17 protein-coding genes are annotated in these 19,348 nt (G+C 55.0%); 6 read left to right on the plus strand and 11 right to left on the minus strand.

The annotated features are described in order from the left end of the window. The first annotated feature begins 11 nt into the window (after positions 1–11). On the plus strand, positions 12–389 hold the full coding sequence (locus tag A8O26_RS20930) for a YgaP family membrane protein (protein WP_064119662.1): 378 nt from the start codon (positions 12–14) through the stop codon (positions 387–389). Positions 390–493: 104 nt separating this feature from the next. Here A8O26_RS20930 and A8O26_RS20935 read toward each other — a convergent pair whose 3' ends face one another. Next, positions 494–1,723, minus strand: coding sequence for a hypothetical protein (locus A8O26_RS20935; RefSeq protein WP_064119663.1), 1,230 nt, complete (start codon positions 1,721–1,723; stop codon positions 494–496). A 34-nt stretch (positions 1,724–1,757) separates the two neighbouring features. Next, the gene (locus A8O26_RS20940; protein WP_064119664.1) at positions 1,758–2,207 is read right to left on the minus strand and encodes a YcgN family cysteine cluster protein; all 450 of its coding nucleotides are present in this window, start codon (positions 2,205–2,207) and stop codon (positions 1,758–1,760) included. Positions 2,208–2,487: 280 nt separating this feature from the next. Here A8O26_RS20940 and A8O26_RS20945 point away from each other — a divergent pair, with 280 nt between their 5' ends. Then, positions 2,488–3,081 (plus strand): nitroreductase family protein, encoded by a 594-nt coding sequence (locus A8O26_RS20945; RefSeq protein ID WP_064119665.1) that lies wholly within the window; start codon positions 2,488–2,490, stop codon positions 3,079–3,081. Positions 3,082–3,206: 125 nt separating this feature from the next. Here A8O26_RS20945 and A8O26_RS20950 read toward each other — a convergent pair whose 3' ends face one another. From A8O26_RS20950 to A8O26_RS20965, 4 genes are all read right to left on the minus strand, one after another. Further along, positions 3,207–4,139, minus strand: a complete 933-nt coding sequence (locus tag A8O26_RS20950; RefSeq protein ID WP_064119666.1) for a D-2-hydroxyacid dehydrogenase — start codon at positions 4,137–4,139, stop codon at positions 3,207–3,209. Between the two features lie 105 nt (positions 4,140–4,244). Next, positions 4,245–4,538 carry a YcgL domain-containing protein gene (locus A8O26_RS20955; protein ID WP_064119667.1) on the minus strand — a complete coding sequence of 98 codons (294 nt, stop codon included), beginning with the start codon at positions 4,536–4,538 and terminating at the stop codon, positions 4,245–4,247. Further along, positions 4,535–5,668, minus strand: coding sequence for a ribonuclease D (rnd, locus tag A8O26_RS20960; RefSeq protein ID WP_064119668.1), 1,134 nt, complete (start codon positions 5,666–5,668; stop codon positions 4,535–4,537). Before rnd ends, A8O26_RS20955 begins: the two co-directional genes overlap by 4 nt. A 163-nt stretch (positions 5,669–5,831) precedes the next feature. Then, complete coding sequence (locus A8O26_RS20965; protein ID WP_064119669.1) at positions 5,832–7,481, minus strand: phosphoethanolamine transferase; 1,650 nt, start codon at positions 7,479–7,481, stop codon at positions 5,832–5,834. Positions 7,482–7,894: 413 nt separating this feature from the next. Between A8O26_RS20965 and A8O26_RS20970 the strand changes: the two genes are divergently transcribed. Continuing rightward, positions 7,895–9,079: a cyanate transporter gene (locus A8O26_RS20970; RefSeq protein WP_064119670.1), complete on the plus strand. Its 1,185-nt coding sequence runs from the start codon at positions 7,895–7,897 to the stop codon at positions 9,077–9,079. A 185-nt stretch (positions 9,080–9,264) separates the two neighbouring features. Then, entirely contained in the window at positions 9,265–10,200 is a 936-nt protein-coding gene (locus tag A8O26_RS20975) for a LysR family transcriptional regulator (protein WP_064119671.1), read from the plus strand. A gap of 3 nt (positions 10,201–10,203) precedes the next feature. Here the strand turns inward: A8O26_RS20975 and A8O26_RS20980 are convergent, their stop codons facing one another. After that, entirely contained in the window at positions 10,204–10,569 is a 366-nt protein-coding gene (locus A8O26_RS20980) for a 5-carboxymethyl-2-hydroxymuconate Delta-isomerase (RefSeq protein ID WP_064119672.1), read from the minus strand. Positions 10,570–10,665: 96 nt separating this feature from the next. Beyond that, positions 10,666–11,586: a LysR substrate-binding domain-containing protein gene (locus tag A8O26_RS20985; RefSeq protein WP_064119673.1), complete on the minus strand. Its 921-nt coding sequence runs from the start codon at positions 11,584–11,586 to the stop codon at positions 10,666–10,668. Between the two features lie 238 nt (positions 11,587–11,824). Between A8O26_RS20985 and A8O26_RS20990 the strand changes: the two genes are divergently transcribed. After that, positions 11,825–12,016, plus strand: coding sequence for a YegP family protein (locus A8O26_RS20990; RefSeq protein ID WP_064119674.1), 192 nt, complete (start codon positions 11,825–11,827; stop codon positions 12,014–12,016). 179 nt (positions 12,017–12,195) lie between these two features. On the opposite strand, the gene A8O26_RS20995 is transcribed toward A8O26_RS20990, so the two are convergent. Continuing rightward, complete coding sequence (locus A8O26_RS20995; protein ID WP_064119675.1) at positions 12,196–12,528, minus strand: type II toxin-antitoxin system HicB family antitoxin; 333 nt, start codon at positions 12,526–12,528, stop codon at positions 12,196–12,198. A 1,313-nt stretch (positions 12,529–13,841) separates the two neighbouring features. On the opposite strand from A8O26_RS20995, the gene A8O26_RS21000 reads away from it, so the two are divergent. Beyond that, positions 13,842–14,705 carry a helix-turn-helix domain-containing protein gene (locus A8O26_RS21000; RefSeq protein WP_064119676.1) on the plus strand — a complete coding sequence of 288 codons (864 nt, stop codon included), beginning with the start codon at positions 13,842–13,844 and terminating at the stop codon, positions 14,703–14,705. A 79-nt stretch (positions 14,706–14,784) separates the two neighbouring features. Here the strand turns inward: A8O26_RS21000 and A8O26_RS21005 are convergent, their stop codons facing one another. Next, entirely contained in the window at positions 14,785–15,750 is a 966-nt protein-coding gene (locus A8O26_RS21005; protein ID WP_155740675.1) for a glycerophosphodiester phosphodiesterase family protein, read from the minus strand. 94 nt (positions 15,751–15,844) lie between these two features. After that, complete coding sequence (locus A8O26_RS21010) at positions 15,845–18,997, minus strand: autotransporter outer membrane beta-barrel domain-containing protein (RefSeq protein ID WP_172828184.1); 3,153 nt, start codon at positions 18,995–18,997, stop codon at positions 15,845–15,847. Positions 18,998–19,348 lie beyond the last annotated feature (351 nt).

The raw sequence follows: 19,348 nt of genomic DNA on the forward strand, positions 1-19,348 counted from the left end.
GGAGAAAGATCATGACCGAGCTCAAACGCGTCGAACGTATCGAATCCACCCCGTTCCAGAGCCATCCCGAGCAGAACGTCGAAGGCTGGGAGCGCATCGGCTCGTTGGCCGGTGGCGTGATCATGGTCGGCAAAGGCCTGCGCCGTGGCGGTGTGTTCGGTTTGATTCAGGTGGCGATTGGCGGCGTGGCGATGGCGCGCGGGATTACCGGGCACAGTTCGGTGAAGAGCCTGTTTGAGAAAAGTCGTCAGGACATGAATAACGTGCGGGCCAAGATCGAGCGGGCCGGGGAAGAATTGAGCAAGTTGAAGGCGAATGCCGAGGCGGCGACCAAAACCGCTACGGTGACTGGCAATGATTCGGTGAAATCGCCGAAAGCAGGGGTTTGATCCGGCATCTTCGCTGAGTCGACAGGCCCCTTCGCGAGCAGGCTCGCTCCCACAGTTTGAAATGCATTCCCCCTGTGGGAGTGAGCCTGCTCGCGATGGCGGTATTACTGAAGTAACGCGGTATCAAGGACCTTGGAGGATTCGCCAAGCACGCTCTCGGCCAGTTGCACAAACGCCTTGGTGCTCACCGTCCCAAGATGCATCGCCCCACGCAACACGTCATCCAGCGAGCGCTTGTTGCGCGTCTTCAAACGAATCTCGCGATCCAGTTCCTGCAACACCACCACCGCTTTCGCTACCTGCGCCGGGCTGATCTGTTCGCCGCGCAACGTCGTGACTTTCTGGCTGTCCCTGGCCAGTTTCGCCTGCAAACCCTGATAACGCTCATCGCTCATGCCACCGGCACGGCGCACCAGCTCAATGGCGTAATACTCGGCAAAGCCTTCGCTGATCCAGTCGCTGCGTTGCTCGTCGTTGATCCGCCCGAACACTTGGGCCAGCTCCCGCACCAACGCGCTGCTGCCGCTCTCGCTGACCAGCGGCAATCGCGTGCTTAGATAAATCGACTCATGCGCGCCGAGACTGCCGCGCCACATTGGATCGTTGGCGCCGACGATCAACAGCTTGCTCGGATGCCGTGGGTAAACCGCCTGCACCTGCGGCCAGACGAAGGTCAGCATCGTCAGCACATCCATCCGGTGCATGCCCTGCCCTTGCGGCGAAGCCACGGTGACTTCGGTTTCGCCCAGGCGCGTGCGGCGACTGCCGAGGTGGCCGGCGAGCATCCAGCCAGTCGGGCGGTCGAACAGTCGCGAGGGGTTATCGATGCGGAATTTGTTTTTGCCGATGCGCGGCCACGCGGTCTCTACGCTTTTCCAGCCCTCAGGCAGTTCGAATTGCAGACGCGCGACCAGCTCGGTGCCGTCCTGTTGATCGAGTTTCGCCGGGGGTACCAGTTCATCGCCGCGCATCAGCGCCCAGTTCGGGGTCATGCGCGTGTCAAAGCTGCCGTTCTTGCGTCCGTGGCTGATGCGTACGCGGTAGGTCAGGCTGGCTTTGTCGCTGGTCGGCCGCCACACGCCACGGGCCTGCTTGCCCGGCGTCAGCAGCCACTGGCCGTCAGCCTTGAAGTCGCTGTAATGGCTGCCATCGCCAAGGTCGAAATCGAGGCTGCGCACCGCCTCGCCTTTGTCCAGGGTCAGGCGTACTTCGGCCTGATCACTCTGCGGCAACAGACGCACGTGATAATCCAGATCGACTTTCTTCGCCGCCCAGACCGGCGCGCTCAGTGCCAGCAGCGCGATCATCAACGCCCGCTGCAATCCGACAGCCATACACACTCCTTGGTAAAGCTTGATTGCGCCGGGATCAGCCTGCGCGGAAAATCAGGTGATCTTCCCAGTCATCCTCCGGCACGCTGCCTTCGGCGAGCATGCGCCCGGACTGGGAAATCCTTTCGTGGTGCACTGCATCGCGGTCACCGCTGACCAGATGGTGCCACGACGGCAAATCCTTGCCTTCGCTGACCAGGCGATAACCGCAGGTCGGCGGCAGCCATTTGAATTCTTCGGCCTGGCCCGGCGTGAGCTGGATGCAGTCCGGGACAAATTTGAGGCGATTCGGGTAATCGCTGCACTGACAGGTTTTCAGGTCCAGCAGTTTGCAGGCGATGCGCGTGTAGTAAACGCTGTTGTCCTCTTCATCTTCGAGTTTTTGCAGGCAGCACAAACCACAGCCGTCGCACAGCGATTCCCATTCCTCATGATCCAGTTGATCGAGGGTTTTGCGTATCCAGAACGGTTCGACTTTGGCGACCATGGCTCAAGCATCAACATCAGGTGGTGAAAAGGCCGCCAGTCTAGTGCTCAAGGCCTTGTGGGCCAAGCGTTGGCGACTGCCGGTTGTGCGGGACTTGTCAGTTTTTGTGGCGGCGCGTAGCTTTGCCAGTCGCAAGGAGCCTTGCCCGCAAGCCATTAACGCTCGACCGCGTTGCATTGTGGTGAACCCTCAGGCTCGGAAAACCCCATCGTTCAGCGCAACTGATCCCGCCGGGTTTTCATTCAAATCCCCTGACTCAAACGTAGCAAGGAATCTCTTGATGAGTGCCAACCCTCGCGTTGCCGATTACGCCATTCACCCGCAATTCACCGACCGCTGGTCGCCGCGCGCCTTTACCGGTGAAGCGATCCCGGAAGAAACCTTGCTGAGCTTCTTCGAAGCGGCACGCTGGGCGCCATCGGCGTACAACTCGCAGCCTTGGCGCTTTCTGTACGCGCGTCGCGATACGCCAAACTGGGAGCGTTATCTGGGGCTGCTCAACGAATTCAACCGCAGCTGGGCGCAGCATGCCTCGGCGCTGGTGATCGTGATGTCGAAAACCACCTTCACCGCACCGGGCGCGACGGAAGAAACGCCAGCGTTGTGGCACACGTTTGATACCGGTTCGGCGTGGGGCCATCTGGCGCTGCAAGCGAGCCTCAGCGGCTGGCACACCCACGGCATGGCCGGGTTCGATCAGGAGCTGACGCGCAAGGAGCTGAATATTCCCGAGGGTTATGCGCTGCACGCGGCGGTGGCTGTCGGCAAGCTCGGTGACAAGGCAACGCTGGCGGAATATCTGCAAGCGCGCGAAGAGCCAAGCCCGCGCCGTCCGCTGAACGAACTGGCGGCCGAAGGCGACTTCACCCTCTAAAAACCCGCACAAAAACAAAGTGGGAGCGAGCCTGCTCGCGAAAGCGGTGGGTCAGACAACGATGATGTTGGCTGACACTCCCCCTTCGCGAGCAGGCTCGCTCCCACATTTTATTCGGCGAACATTCAATACCCGCGATTGAAATCCACTTCCCCGCGCAACGCCTCGCTCGCCTGATACGCCTTCAGGTTCTCGACAAACAACTGCACCATCAGCGCCGGCGACGTCGGCGCCGAGCTGTGCCCGGTCAGCAGCAAGCCCCACGCGGTCCAGAACGGATGCCGTTGCGGCAGTGGTTCCTGACGGCAAACATCGATCACAGCCCCCGCCAGATGCCCTTCCTTCAACGCTTCCACCAGATCGGCATCGACCACCGCAACCCCGCGCCCGGCATTGATGAACAACCCGGTCGGCTTGAATTGCTTGAACAGCGCCGCATCGTAGATATCGTGGGTGTGTTCAGTGTTCGGCAGCAGATTGACCACGTAATCCACCTCGCCCACCAGCCGTGGCAGATCAGCCATCGAACCGACCTCGACAAACGGCGCCTGTTCGCGAGCGGTGCTGGCGATGCCGTACAACTCCATGCCGAATGGCAGCAGGAACTGCGCCACGCTCTGACCGATGTCACCGGTGCCGACGATCAGCACTTTGCGCCCGACCAGGCTCTGGCCGCTGCGGTTGTCCCACTTGCGTTCGACCTGGCTGACCAGTCGCGCGAGCACTTCACGCTCGTGACCGAGGATGTACGTCAGCACGTACTCGGCCATCACTTGACCGAAAATCCCCACCGCACGGGTCAAGCGATAATCACGGCGCAAACCGTCCGCGAGCAACGGCGTGATGCCGGCCCAGGTCGATTGCAGCCACTGTGGTTGATGGCCCTGGCGCAGCAGGGTTGCCAGCAGGTCCGGCTGACCCAGCCACACCGGGCAATCGGCAGCCTGACGGGCCAGCTCGGCGGAATCGCCGCTGGTCAGTACTTCAAGCTCGGGCGCTGCCTGACGCAGCAGCCGGGCGTATATCGCGTGGTCGTGTTCAGCAATCAGAACGCGCATCTTCAAACCTTTCGCAAACCGTGCAGACGGCCGCCGGAGTTCAGACGGCCATCGCGGTAAAAACAGTTCCAGGGTTAACCGAGGCCCAGAACAGGGCCTCGCAGATCAGACCGGGTCGTTGCGTCGCAGCAACTCTTCGGGCAAGTGCTCAATGTACTCGTCCTCGGCCGGCGGCATCTGCAGGTGATAGCCCTGCTTGTCGAGGTTTTCCAACACCACGACGATGTCCTCGCTGGCCAGTTTGCGCTCGGGCGTCAACACCAGACTGAAGGCAAATATGGCTTTGCCGAAAGCCGCCATCAGGCCCTCGGGCACGCGTTCCAGCTCATCGCTCTTGAGCACATAGAGATACATGCCCTTGCGCTTCGAGCTTTGGTAAATAGAGCAAATACGTTTCAAGGCTGTTCTCCGGCGGTGGCCAGGCTGTCGAGCAGCTTCTGGCCCATGAGTTCGCGGCGCCAGCCACGCAACGACTCAGGCAATTGGTAAGGACCCTCGGGGAAGCCGCTTTTGACCAGGGCTTCGAGGGTTTTCTTGCGCAGCATCAGTTCCGGGGCGATGCCCAGACGCTCGGCCTCAGCCTGGCCCAATGCGCGCAATTGTTTGATCAACGCAGCCGCTTCGATCGGCAATGGCTCCGCTACAGCAGGCGGCCATTGATCAGGCCCCACACTGCCAGAGCGCTTGATCAGATCAAGCAGAAATTGGCCGTCCTGACGCACGGTACGCGGGTGCATGTCTTCGATTTTACCCAGCGCGGCGAGGTTGTCCGGTTGCGTGCGGGCCAACGGCCACAGCGAATGCTCACGGACGATGCGGTTGCGCGGCAGATCGCGGGCACGCGCTTCTTTTTCACGCCAGGCGCACAGCTCGCGCAGTACCGCCAGTTGCGCGCGGGACAGTTTCCACGCCAGTTTGGCTTCGCGATAGACCTCGTAAGGGTCGGTTTCGCGGCGCAGGTTGGCGACCAGTTCGGCACCGTCCTCCAGCACCCAGGCGAATTTGTCGTCAGACAGCTTCGGCCGCAGCTGTACGAAAACCTCTGCCAGATGCACAGCATCTTCGGCGGCGTAGCTGATCTGTGTGTCGGACAACGGGCGCTGCAACCAGTCGGAGCGGGTTTCGCCCTTCGGCAGTTCGATACCGAGCACTTCCTGCACCAGTCGCGAATAGCCCATCGAGAACCCGAGGTTCAGGTAAGCGGCGGCCAGTTGCGTGTCGAACATCGGCGCCGGCAGGCTGCCGGTCAGGCGCAACAGCACTTCGAGGTCTTCGCTGCACGCATGCAGGACTTTGAGCACCGCCGGGTTTTCCAGCAGCGCGGCCAGCGGTTGCCAGGCGTTGATGGTCAGCGGATCGATCAGGTAGGCGCGTTTGCCGTCGCCAACCTGCAACAGGCCGGCAATCGGGTAGAAGGTGTCGACCCGCATGAATTCGGTGTCGAGGGCAACGAACGGCAGCTGCTGCCACTCGGCGCAAAACTGCGCGAGGCTTTCGTTGTCGCGAATCCAGTGAATATCGATGGCCACACGGCTCTCCCTTGAAGAATGGCGCGCAGTATATATCGCCACTGGCGATTTACGCGCCTGCGAAGGGCAAGAGCTGTAACGAAATGTCCTGCCAAAGAGCAAGAATAGTCTGACAGAGGAAACAGGCAGGCCCGTCGCGTCAGAACGACGGACCCGATTGCACTCATTCCTTCGCGAGCACGCCGTCGATCACCGCGCCACGGCAACCGGCAAACATGTCCAGATCCGGTTGATAGACCTTGCTCTTGACCTCCAGCAGGCCAAGCATCGAGTGGAACAGGTTGTCCTGGCTCAGCGGTTTGTCCCGACTCATCTGCAAACAATGCGTGTCGACCGAATAGGCCTTTTGGTAGTTGTCGGAGAACCACGCCAGCATCGCCACGTGTTTCTGTTGTTCCGGCGCCAACAGGTAAGGCGTGCCGTGCAGGAACAAGTTGTATTCGCCCAACGACTCGCCATGGTCCGACAGATACAACATGGCGGTATCGACTTTATCCTGGTTGCTGCGCAGTACATCGATCAGGCTCGACAGCACGTGGTCGGTATACACCAAGGTGTTGTCGTAGCCGTTGACGATACTTTCGCGGCTGCAATTGTTCAGTGCATTACTTTCACACACCGGGGTGAAGTGCTCGTATTCCTTCGGATACCGCTTGAAGTATTCCGGACCGTGACTGCCCATCTGGTGCAGAACCAGCACCGTGTCTTTATCCAGGTGATCGATAAAGCTTTGCAGGCCTTGCAGAAGGATTTCGTCGCGGCATTCGCTGTTGGCGCACAGCGCCGGGTCTTTCAGGTTGCTGACATCTTGCAGGGTGACGCGGTCGCAGGTGCCTTTGCAGCCGGACTGGTTGTCGCGCCAGATCACGTCGATACCGGCCCGCTTGAGCACGTCGAGCAGGCCTTCTTCATTCTTTGCCTTGCTCGCGTCGTAATCCTTGCGGCCCATATTGGAGAACATGCACGGCACCGAAACAGCGGTTTCCGTGCCGCACGAATGCACGTCGGTAAAGGCGATCAGTCCAGCTTCCTTGTCCAGCTTCGGCGTAGTGTCGCGGCCATAACCAAGAATGCCGAAGTTCTCCGCCCGGGCGCTCTCACCCACGACTAACACGGTCAGGGATTTACGCGGCTGAAGCTTCACGTCCGGATTACGCGCAGCGTCTTCGCCAATCTTGATAAACGGTTGCTGCGCCGACACCACTTGCTCACGCAGGTAACCGGCCGAAGCGCCGATGTAGTTACTCGGCACCAGCATCAAGCGAATTTCGTGGTGGTTGCGAAACAGCGAAGACAAACCTTGGTAGTTGGCCAGTGCCACGCCGCCAATCACTGCCGCCGAGGCGACACTGACCATAACTTTGCTGAGTAACTCACGGTGCCAGCGACGGTAGTTGACCGGAACTCGCCACAACAACCAGGACGGTAAAACACCCAACAACAGAATATAAATGAACAACTTCAAAGACAGCAGATCACGCACTTCCGTAACATTGGTTTCGGCAAAGTTACGAAACATGCCGGCATCTATCATGACGCCATACTGACTCATGAAATAAGCCACGCCGGCGCTGATCAGAAATATCAGCGTCAACAGCGGTTTGAGTAAAGGGCGAAAAGCCAGTGCCGTCAGCACAATGTTGAACGCTGCAAGGATCATCACCCCGAAGGCCAAGCGCATGGCGATGCCCTTGCCATCGGCAGCGGTGATCTCAAAGAGATGCTGCCAGAGGACAAAATTGCAGCCGATTAAAAGAAAGGCGCTGGCAATCAACGTCACCCATTCCGGGCGCACGGCTTTTAACTTCAACATAGAAAGGGGCAATTCCTGAAAAGAAGAGCCTCGGCCAATGACAAATGATTCAAATGTGAAAATTTCATTAACTAAGGCATGACAAACTTTAAGCAGGCAACCATCAATTTTTTGTGAAAAAGACGCCAACGATTAGTTGGCTTTTGGCAATACCTTGAAACTTGCGAAGTATTTGAGAATGGTTCAGCTTTTATTCAGAAAAACAGAGTTTCTGTTTCCTGTGGGAGCGAGCCTGCTCGCGAAGAGGCCGCCACAGTCAATATTGTTGGTGATGGACACTGCGCTTTCGCAAGCAGGCTCCCACAAGGGATTGCTGAGGTATCGAGTTTTTAAATACTGCTGCGGATTTTCTGGTTTGCCCAATACACGCGGCCCCGCGCCTAATCGTCAGCCCCACGCTCACAGGTCTGATGATGGAAACCGTCCGCGCCAACGCTCGCCCCGCTGTCTGGTTGATGCTCGCCATCATCCTCGTCGCGCTCAATTTGCGTCCGTCGATGGCGGCGGTCGGCCCCTTGTTGTCGGCGATTCGCGGTGACATCCCGTTGAGTTTCAGCCTCGCTTCACTGCTGACGATGCTGCCGGTGATGGCCATGGGGCTGGCGATGTTTTTCGGCCTCAGCATCAGCCAACGTCTGGGCGCACAGCGCACCGTGCTGTGGTCATTGCTGATCATTGCTCTGGCTACGCTGTCGCGGCTGTTTGTCGAATCCGCAGCCCAACTGATCGCCAGCGCCGTGTTGGCGGGCATCGGCATTGCGTTGATTCAGGCGTTGATGCCCGGGCTGATCAAATCGCGCTTCGCCGACAACGTCGCGCTGTGCATGGGCTTGTACGTCACGTCGATCATGGGCGGCGCGGCGCTTGCGGCCTCATTCGCACCGCTGGTGATGATGCAAACCGGCAGTTGGCGCATTGGTTTGGCCCTGTGGGCAAGCCTGGCCTTGCTCGCGCTGGTGGTCTGGTGGTCGCAACGCCGCCACCTACCTTCCTCGGTGGCAGCGGCCAGCAGGAAAGATTCGTTCTTCGCCAATTCCCGCGCCTGGTTACTCGCCATCTTCTTTGGTTTGGGAACAGCGTCCTACACCTGTGTGCTCGCCTGGCTCGCCCCGTACTACGTGGAAAAAGGCTGGAGTGAACAAAACGCCGGACTGTTATTGGGTTTTCTCACGGCCATGGAGGTGCTTTCCGGTTTGGTGGTTCCAGCGATCGCCAACCGCAGCCGTGATCGGCGGGTCGTGCTGATGGTCCTGCTCGGACTGATCATCGCCGGTTTTTGCGGGCTGATTCTCGGCCCGCCCTCTCTCAGCCTGCTGTGGCCGTGCTTGTTGGGTCTGGGTATTGGCGGGTTGTTTCCGATGAGCCTGATTGTCTCCCTCGATCACCTCGACAACCCGCAACGCGCCGGGGGGCTCACTGCATTTGTGCAGGGCATCGGCTACCTGATTGCCGGGCTCTCGCCATTGCTGGCAGGAATTGTCCGCGACCAGTTGGGCAGTTTCGAATGGGCCTGGTGGTCGTTGACCGCGGTGATGGTGATCATGCTGCTGATGGTGCTGCGCTTCGATCCCCGGCATTACGCACGACACTTTCCCTGATCAGGCTAGAGGCCTCTGGCCATGTTTTAGCGCTTTGAACGTTAACGTCGTGTTGCTAAAACTTTCTGTCCCACAACTGACCGTGAAATGTCCTACAGGGGTTTCTCCTGGCACCATCGTTCCGTTAGGATCGTTCGCACACGTTTGCGCGGATTCAGCGCATGGAGCACAGCGAGACAGAACGGATGCTGAACAGTAACTTGCTTCGAAAGCTCGACATGCAGGATCTCATGGTGTTTATCGCCGTGTATGAGCAGAGCAGCGTCACCGATGTGTCAGAAACGCTGTTTGTCAGTCAGTCCACCGTCAGTTATTGCCTGAAAAAACTGCGCACCAGTTTCGAAGACGAACTGTTCATCAATACCCGCACCGGCATGCGCCCCACCTACAAGGCCAGCAGCATGTACGGCCATGTGCAGAAAATCCTTGAAAGCATCAACCTGTGCCACGCCGGCGCCGCCGCATTCGATCCGACGCAACAAGCGGTCACCTTCAACATCTGCGCCCCGGAATATTTCGAACAACTGATCCTGCCGCGATTGTTGAAGCGCTTCGACTTCGATGACTTGCCGGTGATGGTCAACATGCACAAGTTTGAAACCGACGTGCCGGCCGACGAGTTGCGCGATGGCAGCCTCGACCTGGTGATCAGTTTCGGCCCCAACTTCCATCGCCATCACACCGACCTCAAGTCAAAGATGCTGTTGGAAGATGATCTGGTCTGTGTGTTCGACAAGCGCGCCACGCCGCTGGAGCCGCGCCTGAGTCTGCAAGCCTTTACCGAGCGACGGCATGTGTTTCCGACGCCGTGGACATCGACCACCAACATGGTCGATGGCTGGCTCGCGCGGCAGGCGCAGAAGCGCCAGATCGTTGCGCGCTCGAACAGTTACAGCGCGGCGCTGAAAATGATCACCGGCACCGACTTCATCCTCACCCTGCCCCGCCGCATCCAGCGATTGCTGACCAACGAAGCAGTGTTCAATCACTGTGAGGCGCCGAACGGCTTGCCGGGGTTCACCCTCGACATGCAATGGAGCCAGAGCGTCGATCAGGACAGCGCCAACGTCTGGCTGCGCGAGCAAGTGATCAAGGTGTGCAACGAACTGGAAGCGGCCTGAGCCTTAGACGCCAATAGCGGTTTTGCTGTAGGACTCGCGATCGATGTCGACCAGTTCGACACATAACTGCACTTCCAGGCCGGTCGGCCATTCGCACAGATCCTGCAACACTGCCAGCAGGCTTTGCGACAGCTGCTTTTTGACCTCCGGCGAACGACCGCTGAGCAGCGCGAGTTTCACATAGACAAAGGCGCGCTCAGCCATGGCAGTACCAACCTTGAAGGTCTCGACTTTCACCGCACGACTCTTGATATCGAACTCTGCCGCAAACTGACCGGAGCCCACCAACGTGTTGTTGAGGCGGATCAACGCGACGTCAGCGTTCAACTGCGGCAGGTTGGCGGTGTATTCCATGTGCAGGTGTGGCATCGGGATTGCTCCGGTCAGTCGGCAGAAAGGTCGTACATATAGCACAGCTCTGCCCTACCCTCCTGCGGACTTTCACATATCACTGTGGGATGCTCATCAGGCTGGGGTCAGTGGTCGCTCACTCATGAATTGTTCCAGCCTGGAGCGTAACCAGCGCTCCGCCGGATCGCTATCCACATGGCTGAGCCAGACCATCGACAGATCCAGCGTCGGCGTCTTGAACGGGAACGGTTCCTTGAACAGCAATCCGGAAGTGGCCATCGCCGCCGCCGTGTAATCCGGCAGACTGGCAATCAGGTCGGTGCCGGCCAGCAGTGCCGGCAGTGCGCTGTATTGCGGCACCGACAGCACCACCTGGCGCGTGCGACCGAGTTCAGCCAGCCATTCATCGGCAAAACCACTGACGTTCGCTGTGTGCGAAACCAGTACATGCGGGCGCGCGCAATATTCATCGAGGGTCAGCGGCGTATCGCTGGCGTCGGCGCGCAGAATGCTCGGCTGAATGTGCCGCAACAACTTGCGCTTGGCATTGGCCGGCAGACCACGGGTCTGGCTGATACCGACCGTGATGTCGCCGGCAGCGAGCAGATCGGGAATGCGCCAGTAATCGACATGTTGCACCACGAACACCACGTTCGGCGCCTCTTGCCGCAGCGCTCTTAGCAGCGGCGGCAGCAGGCCGAACTCGACGTCATCGGACAGGCCGATACGGAAGGTCATGGTGCTGACGGCCGGATCGAAATCGCGGGTCAGGCTCAACGCCACCGAGAGTGAATCCAGCGCAGGCTTGAGGTGACGAAAGATATCTTCGGCGCGGGCCGTTGGTTCCATGCGATGGCCGACGCGGATGAACAGCGGATCGTTGAGCATCGTACGCAGACGATTGAGCGCCGAGCTGATGGTCGGCTGGCCGAGAAACAGCTTCTCGGCCGCACGGGTCACGTTGCGTTCCAGCATCAAGGTCTCGAACACCACCATCAGGTTGATGTCGGCCTTGCGTAATTCATTGCGATTCATCCCTTGCTCCCCGATCCCCAGAACTGCTGGCAGTGTAGAAAGACCGTGTGGCCGGCGTCCATCGCCACGATGGAGCAGTTCACTGGCAAACGCTTCGAGAGCGCTATGCTGCCCCTTTCAGAAACATCCACCAACGATTGGAAACAAATGTCCAATAGCCAAAAAACGCGCCTGCGCTAGGCTTGCGTCGATGCGCCACACAGGCTGGCGCACACGTCTATCGCATGGAGCGAACTGAATGTATTTCGAGATTTACAGGCAATCCAGAGGCACCCCGAGCACCGGCAAAGGGCAATGGCGCTGGAGGCTGCGCGCAGGCAATCACGAGACCATCGCCAGTGGCGAGTCTTACGTGAACAAGGCTGATTGCTTGCATGTGATCGAATTGATCAAGGCTGTGCAGGGGGAGACGCCGGTCAAGGAGATTTAACCGCATGGGTCGAGAAGAGGCTGCTTCCTGCAGCCTTTTCTTTTTTGATGAAACGATTTGATCGATATGGATCCTGATGACTAGAGAAAGCCCCACAGGCAAGGCTTGTGGGGCTTCTTAGACCGTGGACTGGAACGACGCCCGCAGCGTTGCATGGTTATCTACCAAGTACGAGAGGGTCAGGCATGGGCTTCCCGATCAAGAACATCCGCCACCCACTGATTGATACTTTTTCGAGCCAATTGCGCTTTTACCGCAACGGTTGCATGCAGAGCAGGCGCCAAGCGCAGGCTAAGATTTCCGGAATAAGGTTTCTGGGGGGCACGACCGAGCTTTGCGCAGGTATCCAGATAATCGGTCACAGCCTCCTCAAATGCAGCTCGAAGCTCACTGACTGACTCACCATGGAATCCGACTACATCCTTGATTCCAGCGATGTGACCAACAAACAGGCCGTCTTCGTCACTGTATTCAATTCGGGCAGCATACCCGTTGTAATTCATCACGTTCACGGAATGACTCCTGCCTGTTCAAGGAAAGCCCGAGCATCACGAACCTGGATGAGGACGGTGAAAAGTAGCAACGACACCGTGTAGTTCAAACCGTACACGCGAGCCATTGCCTTCTACAGCTTTTGCGCCTACCGCACTGAACAAAGACTCTATACGTGCCCATTCCAGCGTAGCGGAAGTCGGTCTTGAAAATATGGCCTTGAGAGTGCCAAGCTGTCTATTGTTCATAGTATTACATCATGATACCGCGCAGGAAATTGGCAGCCGCGATCAATATCGCTGATGCGTGAAGCGCCTCCTCCAGCACATGCGGAAACGCCGCTTATCCAACAATGGAAAGCGGCGTCGTGGTGTCTGGATTTAAAGTCTCTTCGGCACGGATATCAGGATAAGCCAGTCAATCGAGGCAGGGCTGTAGGCGAAATCCGAGACTCGCGTGCGAATGGGCATCTGCTGCGATATTGATGAGTCATCCCCTCATGGGCGTAAGGGCAGAAAAAAGACTTCGATGCTAAATTGCTCTCACTCATCAGAAACAAAAAAGCCCCGTAGCTTTTCAGCAACGGGGCTTTTTCTATGTAATGGCGGAGAGATAGGGATTCGAACCCCTTCTAGGATCACTAGAGACCGCTTCAGGACGTAAAATACGGGCTACCATGCTCAGCTATCTGGTCCTTTGCGGCCTACTGTGGCCTCTGATCTGCCCTAAATATGCCCTAAACCGCGTCCAGTAATCACCCGTCACCTTCCCTTCCTACCAAGGCCCGCTTTCGGCCGAGGCTATGTAGAAACGTTTTTGAGCGCGACATGCCCTCAAAATCGGACTCGAAATCGCACCGCGACGCGAAATCTACGGCTGCTGACGTGCCGATACATTTCATATCTCACGCAGACGCGCGCACTTCAAATTTAGAGAAGTGTTTTTCAAACACTCTGGGCCAGGAGCGGAAGCTCCCTCAGTTAACTCCAAACTTTCATCGCGATTCCAAGCATAAGTCGAGATGTAATCCCTCGATACTTTCGACAACATTTGCCCAGAGCTTTTGTCTCCCGTCCCCCGTGAATTTCTGATTGCCCGCTTGCGCTTGGAAAATTCACGTCCGTGCATCAGCGCGAAACAGTCTCATTGGAAGGTAAACAACATGATTAAAATTGTTCAGCGCGCATCAACGCGGATGTTACAGAGCATCTGGCCATCGAACCGGTTCGCTGCTGAGTCAAAGAGTCTCTCCCCCCCATTTCTAGCCATTTCTTGCTATCATTGATAATGACTCCCGAGAGGACAGGGTTTTTTACCAATTAGGGGGAACTGAATGGGCGTTATACGGCATCATGACGGCGGAAAAGTTGACATCTTCGGTCTCAATTATGATCTGGGAGTAAAACTAACGACCCGGACAAAACTTCTTGATTTTGGCCGTACAGATCAAATTGTGATTCATGGCGACCACCTGATTAACTTCAAACGCGATTCGCACCATTCTTTGGTTTTCTTTCGTGAAGGAGAAAACCTCAACGGAGAAGCGCGCTTGGATGGGAAAAGAGTTTCCCATCGCGGTCGATTAAAAGGAAAAATCGACGTTCTGCCTGCTGGAGCCGAGTTCAGCGCAGATTATATTGGCGACATCTTCAATGCGACTGTCCTAAGCATTGACCCTGGCTTAGCTGATATGCTACCAAGCTCTGCAGGGGTGTTGGATTTCACCCCCCAAACACAATTAAACGACAACTTTCTGCAAATGATATGCGATCAATTCACTCAGGCGAGCGACTCACTCTTGCAGGAGTCATTGCTGATGACATTGCTCGTCTACTTATCACGTACATCGCTCGAACCGCAAACATCGACTGGACTCAGTATTTATAAAAAAAGATTGCTGACCGATTATGTCGAAGAGCATCTCCAAGACTCTATTTCAATCAAAAATATGTCGGAAGTAGTGGCGATCAGTACATTTCATTTCTCACGCCTATTCAAGGCTTCATTCGGCCTCACCCCTTATAAATACATACTGACTCGTCGAGTGGAGCGAGCTAAAATACTGCTGAGCCATACCACAGACAGAATAGAGGTTATTGGATTCAAGTGCGGGTTCAATGGTGGAAGCCAATTTAGCCAGACATTTTCAAAATTGACCAAAATGAGTCCCTCTGCTTACCGCAAAGGTACAAGTTGAAACACATGCCAACTTTACGAGCGCACAATGCACCTCCATCATTTCGCAACAGTTATTCGATGCGAACATCACCAATAGTCTAATCACATTTTAATGACCCTTCGTACCGACGCTTAATAATTTGCATCTTGCTTGGCGAGTCCACTAAAACCGCGCCCACCTTCAAACAAGCTACCGCGCGGTAGTCTTCGTCGCTATTAATTCCGATTGCCAAAACGTTTAACTTTCCTTTGGATTGAAAGCATTCAATCGACTTGTGCGTCCATGGTTTACTATTTATTACTGAGCGGGCCTTGCCTAACGTGAATTTTTCTACCAGCTCAAACTCACGCCGATATTCAAACGCTACCCAACTTCCGGGTAGCGGCACTGGATCACAGCGTTCTGCAAGGGCGACGTTCGCCAAACGATCACGCGTTTTATCTCTGGATTCAAATAACCGTGCTTTGGGGTACCGAAGGAAAGCGTCCTGATAGGCCGCATCGGTGGAGTAAATCAGTACTCGGTTCCAAGCGTGATTTTCTTCCAGAATCTTTGCGACAGCCGTAACCTGGGGAACGACCGGCAGAGCTTTCATGTCCAGAATAATCGGTGTGCTGGCTGGAATCATATTTAACGCTTGCTGCAATGACGGTAATAGTACCGCTTTAGCACGATAGGGATAAACCCGCTGACCAGCCTCGTCTGTGCGCTTGAAGTGCCACCCGGAGTTGAGCTTCTGCAACTTTCCCCATGTGTGCTCCGCCACGGTTCCCTGCCCTTGTGTATTGGCACTCAATTCGGCCGGCCGATACAACACGGGAACACCGTCGCTACTAAGTTGCACGGTAAGCCAAAGCATGTCTACGTGATTACGCAGCGCATTATCTATGGCAAGCAGAGTATTTTCTGGAAAATCTGCCGCACCGCCTCGATGGGCTACGATCATTGGCGAATGTGCGACCCTCGATTTTGATTCGGAATGGAATGAGCAACCACTCACCTGAAAGATTACAACTGACAATACCAAAGAAAATCGGGCGCAAACTGGTTCAAAATATTTCATAACGTAGATCCACACTTGATAGCTTTCGCTACGTCAGCAAAAAATCGGGCACATCCTGAAGCAGGATGGCCCGATTTTCAAAGGTTACAATGGGTCAGAAGTTCATGCGCCACTGAGCAACCACACCTTGGTTCTTTGTGTTATCGCCCAGAACTCCAGTATATGAAAGACCAACGCTCTGGTCACGACTGATACCTACATCAACTCCACCTTCAAGCGCTAGGCTGTTCCGATCCATGGCACCGCCATAGGTAGTAAAAGAGTTTCCACCGGAGACGAATTCCTGCTGCGTGCTGATATCCAATTCGCCAAAGGTGTGAAGCATACCCACGTTAACTCGGGGAGTAACGCTCATGCCATTATTCAGCTTTCCAAGATAAGCGAAACGCCCGCCAACAGTGGTAGTGGCGTTCTTCTGATGTTCCGAACTCACTTCCAAAGCTGCAGCGCCACCTTTCTCCTTGAATGAATCGCGATTGTAGGATTGATAGCCAACATTCACGTAAGGTTCAGCAAGAAATTTGTTACGGGAGAACTGATAAGCCAACTCAGTAAATGCTTGGTAGCTGTCGGCGTTATAGTTAGCTTTTGGCGCATCCGTAAAGCCATTGAAGTTAACTTTACGTTTGCTATCGCCATCATGCCCGCTGTAAGCGATACTAAAACGTGCCACCACCGGGCCATGCTGATGCATGGCATAAGCACCAATGTGATAGCTGTTTACTACCCCGGACAACTGGCTTCCCGCATCAAGATCCATGCGTGAGTACCCCCCCACCACGCCAAGGCGCCATTCAGGGTTCATCGCCCAGTCTGCCCCCATCAATCCACCAGCAGTGTTCTGCTCAAGATCAGCACTACCTTTGTCGCCATCAAAATGGCCATGGCTGCCCAGGATCTGAAACCAGACCCTTCCTTTTGCGTCCAAACCACTAGAAGCAGCACCACGCCCAGACATTCCAGAGCTCACCAGGAGTGGACCATTTTCCTGAAGAATCGATGATTGCAAGCTGTTGTCGAAACTTCCAAGCTGATTCATAGCGCTTAACATGGCAGATGAAATCTGGTGGGTGCTGGCTGTCACTGCGCGGGTAACCGTTGAGTTAGCAGAACCCGCAAGTTGCTCCAATGCAGATGCGGCCACAGAAGCATCTGCAGTGACCAAATGCTTGTACAGTTCCGGTGTTTTTACTTCATTGATGGTGCTGGCAACACTTACCGCGCTTTTGCTTCTACCCATCGATTCAAATGAAACATCGTTGCGCTGAAGCGTCAAACCTACAGTATTCTCCGTGTAACTCAAATTTGGAGACAGGAACACAAGATTGCTCGCTACGTCGTTGAAACGACCTTGAATACCGTCCTCCGAACTCAAGATCGTGTAGAAAGTCTCTGGCGAATAGTCTCCAGCACCCGCGACAACATTGACGTTACCGCCGTTTATCTGAATGCTGCTAGCGTCAATACGATCAGCATTACCCAGACCGTCTACCTTAACGGTGTAAAAAGATCCTGCATCAAATGTCAGGCCGCCGTTCAGAGTCCGGACGCCATTCGAATCTATGCTGCCATTGGCTTTAACCGTGGTGTTACCCAGTTTGCCGTTACCGGTAATCCCACCACCGGAGTTAATAATGAAGGTGGAGTTTGAAAGGTCCCCATCGACGATGAGTTCGCCCTGGTTTACGCTGACGGTACCTGTCAAGCCACTCCCATCACCTGTAAACGCCCAAGTGCCCTCACCTTCTTTAGCCAGATTTAGCGCCTGGCCGCCACCGTCCGTCAACTTGCCACCAAAGGCGGAACTACCTAACACGCTCGTATCAATTACAAGGGTACTTGGACCGGATGCATCACCATTCAGAACAGTCCCTCTCCCAGTAAGCGCTCCTACTGTGGCATTCTGACCATTAAGCGCCATTGTTGTGCCAACATCTGAAAGTTGAAGAGTGAGTTGGGGCCGTTCTAGATCCACTCCCCTAAGAGAAATACTACCAGAATCTCTGAATACTTGGACGCCACCACTAATAGCGTTCTTTGCAAGTATATTTAATTTAGAATTACCTGCCATGTACTGCGTACCGCCGCTGATCGCATTTTCAGCAGACAAATTTAACACGCTGTCGTCTTTGAAAACTTGCTCACCACCATTTAATGCTTTCTCGGCGGAGGCATTGAGGACAGAGTTATCATAAAATCTCTGAGAACCGCCACTTATACCACCCTGCGCGGCAACATTGAGAGAACTGTCATCTCTGATTGCTTGGACACCACCACCAATCGCATTCTTCGACAATACATTTAACGTAGAATTATCAGTAATATACTGTGTACCACCGCTGACTGCATTTTCCGCTGCCAAATTTAGCGTACTGTCGCCGTGAAAAAGTTGCTCACCGCCATTTAAAGCTTTATCTGCAGATGCATTAAGAACAGCGTTCTCAGTAAACTCCTGAAGCCCGCCACTTATCGCACCTTGCGCAGTTGCATTAAGAGAACTATTACCAGCGAAGTACTGGATACCCTTAGTCAGGGCATTGGAAGCAGAGGCATTTAAAACAGAACTATCATAGAAATTCTGATGCGCGTCGCCGATGGCATTGGAGGCCAACACGTTCAGCACACTGGAATTTTTGAACTCCGCCATACCACCCGTAATGGAGTTAGCTGTAAGAAGATTAATTTCCGATTGGTCAGATGCTATTTGACGTCCAGAGCTTATTGCGCCTTCTGCGTTGACGTTTAGTTTAGAATTATCAAATAGCTCCTGGTGACCTCCAGCAATCGCATTGGAAGCCAACGCATTTAGAACACTATCGTTCTTAAATACTTGAAATCCATCAGTGATTGAATTCTTCTCGCGAAGGTTTACTGTTGACTGGCCATTCGCGGTCAGGGTTCCACCGCTGATTGCCCCCTCTGTCGTCGCATCTAGAGTTGCATTCCCAGCAAGATCCACATAACTTAGGCCAACTGGAACACCATTAACAGTAGGGGGATTTTTGACGTAATAATCGGAGAGTGCTTTATGAACAGCGTCATCCGACGCATCGATTTTCATCCCCCCCCAGAAAGCCACCGGACGCCAACTCGCCGGCACCTCTGACGAAGCATAAGATTGTGGCGCGGACTCCCGATGACTCGAGGCTGCGCGGTCAATATAGTTGTTGAAATCGCTTGCATAGGATTGTGGCATTACAGCTTGCGCAAGCAAGGTATACATAAAAGGAATATATAATTTACGCATTGGTAAGTCCTGTATCTTTATCGTGCCCTGAGCGGCCAAAAGGTTTATAACCATCGATAAAATTTAAAGAAAGAAACAAAAGTTATCCGCCAACGCTGCCTCACACCGATAAAAATCGGACGCACTCGAGCCCGCAAGACAATCTAAGTCTCCAAAGAATATTTTTACGAGCAAAACAGATCTCAAACACATATCTCTAGAATAGAGCCACGCATAATTTGCCGCTCTATCTAAAAATTCAAGCGAGCGTCAAAACACTCAAATACAAAAACCGTTTAACCAGAGAAGCACTGTTGGCTTTATTCTCGAAATTAATGTTTTCTGCGCCATTCATTCTCAAAGCAACCCGCT

Source organism: Pseudomonas fluorescens, assembly GCF_001648775.1.
In the GTDB taxonomy this organism is placed as follows: domain Bacteria; phylum Pseudomonadota; class Gammaproteobacteria; order Pseudomonadales; family Pseudomonadaceae; genus Aquipseudomonas; species Aquipseudomonas fluorescens_M.

What these genes read in the sequence shown, in the direction of transcription:
- A8O26_RS21000 (WP_064119676.1), top strand. Translation starts at nt 13,842, where the DNA reads ATGGGCGTTATACGGCATCATGACGGCGGAAAAGTTGACATCTTCGGT.
- A8O26_RS20980 (WP_064119672.1), bottom strand. Translation starts at nt 10,569, where the DNA reads ATGCCACACCTGCACATGGAATACACCGCCAACCTGCCGCAGTTGAAC.
- A8O26_RS20975 (WP_064119671.1), top strand. Translation starts at nt 9,265, where the DNA reads ATGCTGAACAGTAACTTGCTTCGAAAGCTCGACATGCAGGATCTCATG.
- A8O26_RS20970 (WP_064119670.1), top strand. Translation starts at nt 7,895, where the DNA reads ATGGAAACCGTCCGCGCCAACGCTCGCCCCGCTGTCTGGTTGATGCTC.
- A8O26_RS21005 (WP_155740675.1), bottom strand. Translation starts at nt 15,750, where the DNA reads ATGAAATATTTTGAACCAGTTTGCGCCCGATTTTCTTTGGTATTGTCA.
- A8O26_RS20935 (WP_064119663.1), bottom strand. Translation starts at nt 1,723, where the DNA reads ATGGCTGTCGGATTGCAGCGGGCGTTGATGATCGCGCTGCTGGCACTG.
- A8O26_RS21010 (WP_172828184.1), bottom strand. Translation starts at nt 18,997, where the DNA reads ATGCGTAAATTATATATTCCTTTTATGTATACCTTGCTTGCGCAAGCT.
- A8O26_RS20965 (WP_064119669.1), bottom strand. Translation starts at nt 7,481, where the DNA reads ATGTTGAAGTTAAAAGCCGTGCGCCCGGAATGGGTGACGTTGATTGCC.
- A8O26_RS20990 (WP_064119674.1), top strand. Translation starts at nt 11,825, where the DNA reads ATGTATTTCGAGATTTACAGGCAATCCAGAGGCACCCCGAGCACCGGC.
- A8O26_RS20985 (WP_064119673.1), bottom strand. Translation starts at nt 11,586, where the DNA reads ATGAATCGCAATGAATTACGCAAGGCCGACATCAACCTGATGGTGGTG.
- A8O26_RS20950 (WP_064119666.1), bottom strand. Translation starts at nt 4,139, where the DNA reads ATGCGCGTTCTGATTGCTGAACACGACCACGCGATATACGCCCGGCTG.
- A8O26_RS20945 (WP_064119665.1), top strand. Translation starts at nt 2,488, where the DNA reads ATGAGTGCCAACCCTCGCGTTGCCGATTACGCCATTCACCCGCAATTC.
- A8O26_RS20940 (WP_064119664.1), bottom strand. Translation starts at nt 2,207, where the DNA reads ATGGTCGCCAAAGTCGAACCGTTCTGGATACGCAAAACCCTCGATCAA.
- A8O26_RS20930 (WP_064119662.1), top strand. Translation starts at nt 12, where the DNA reads ATGACCGAGCTCAAACGCGTCGAACGTATCGAATCCACCCCGTTCCAG.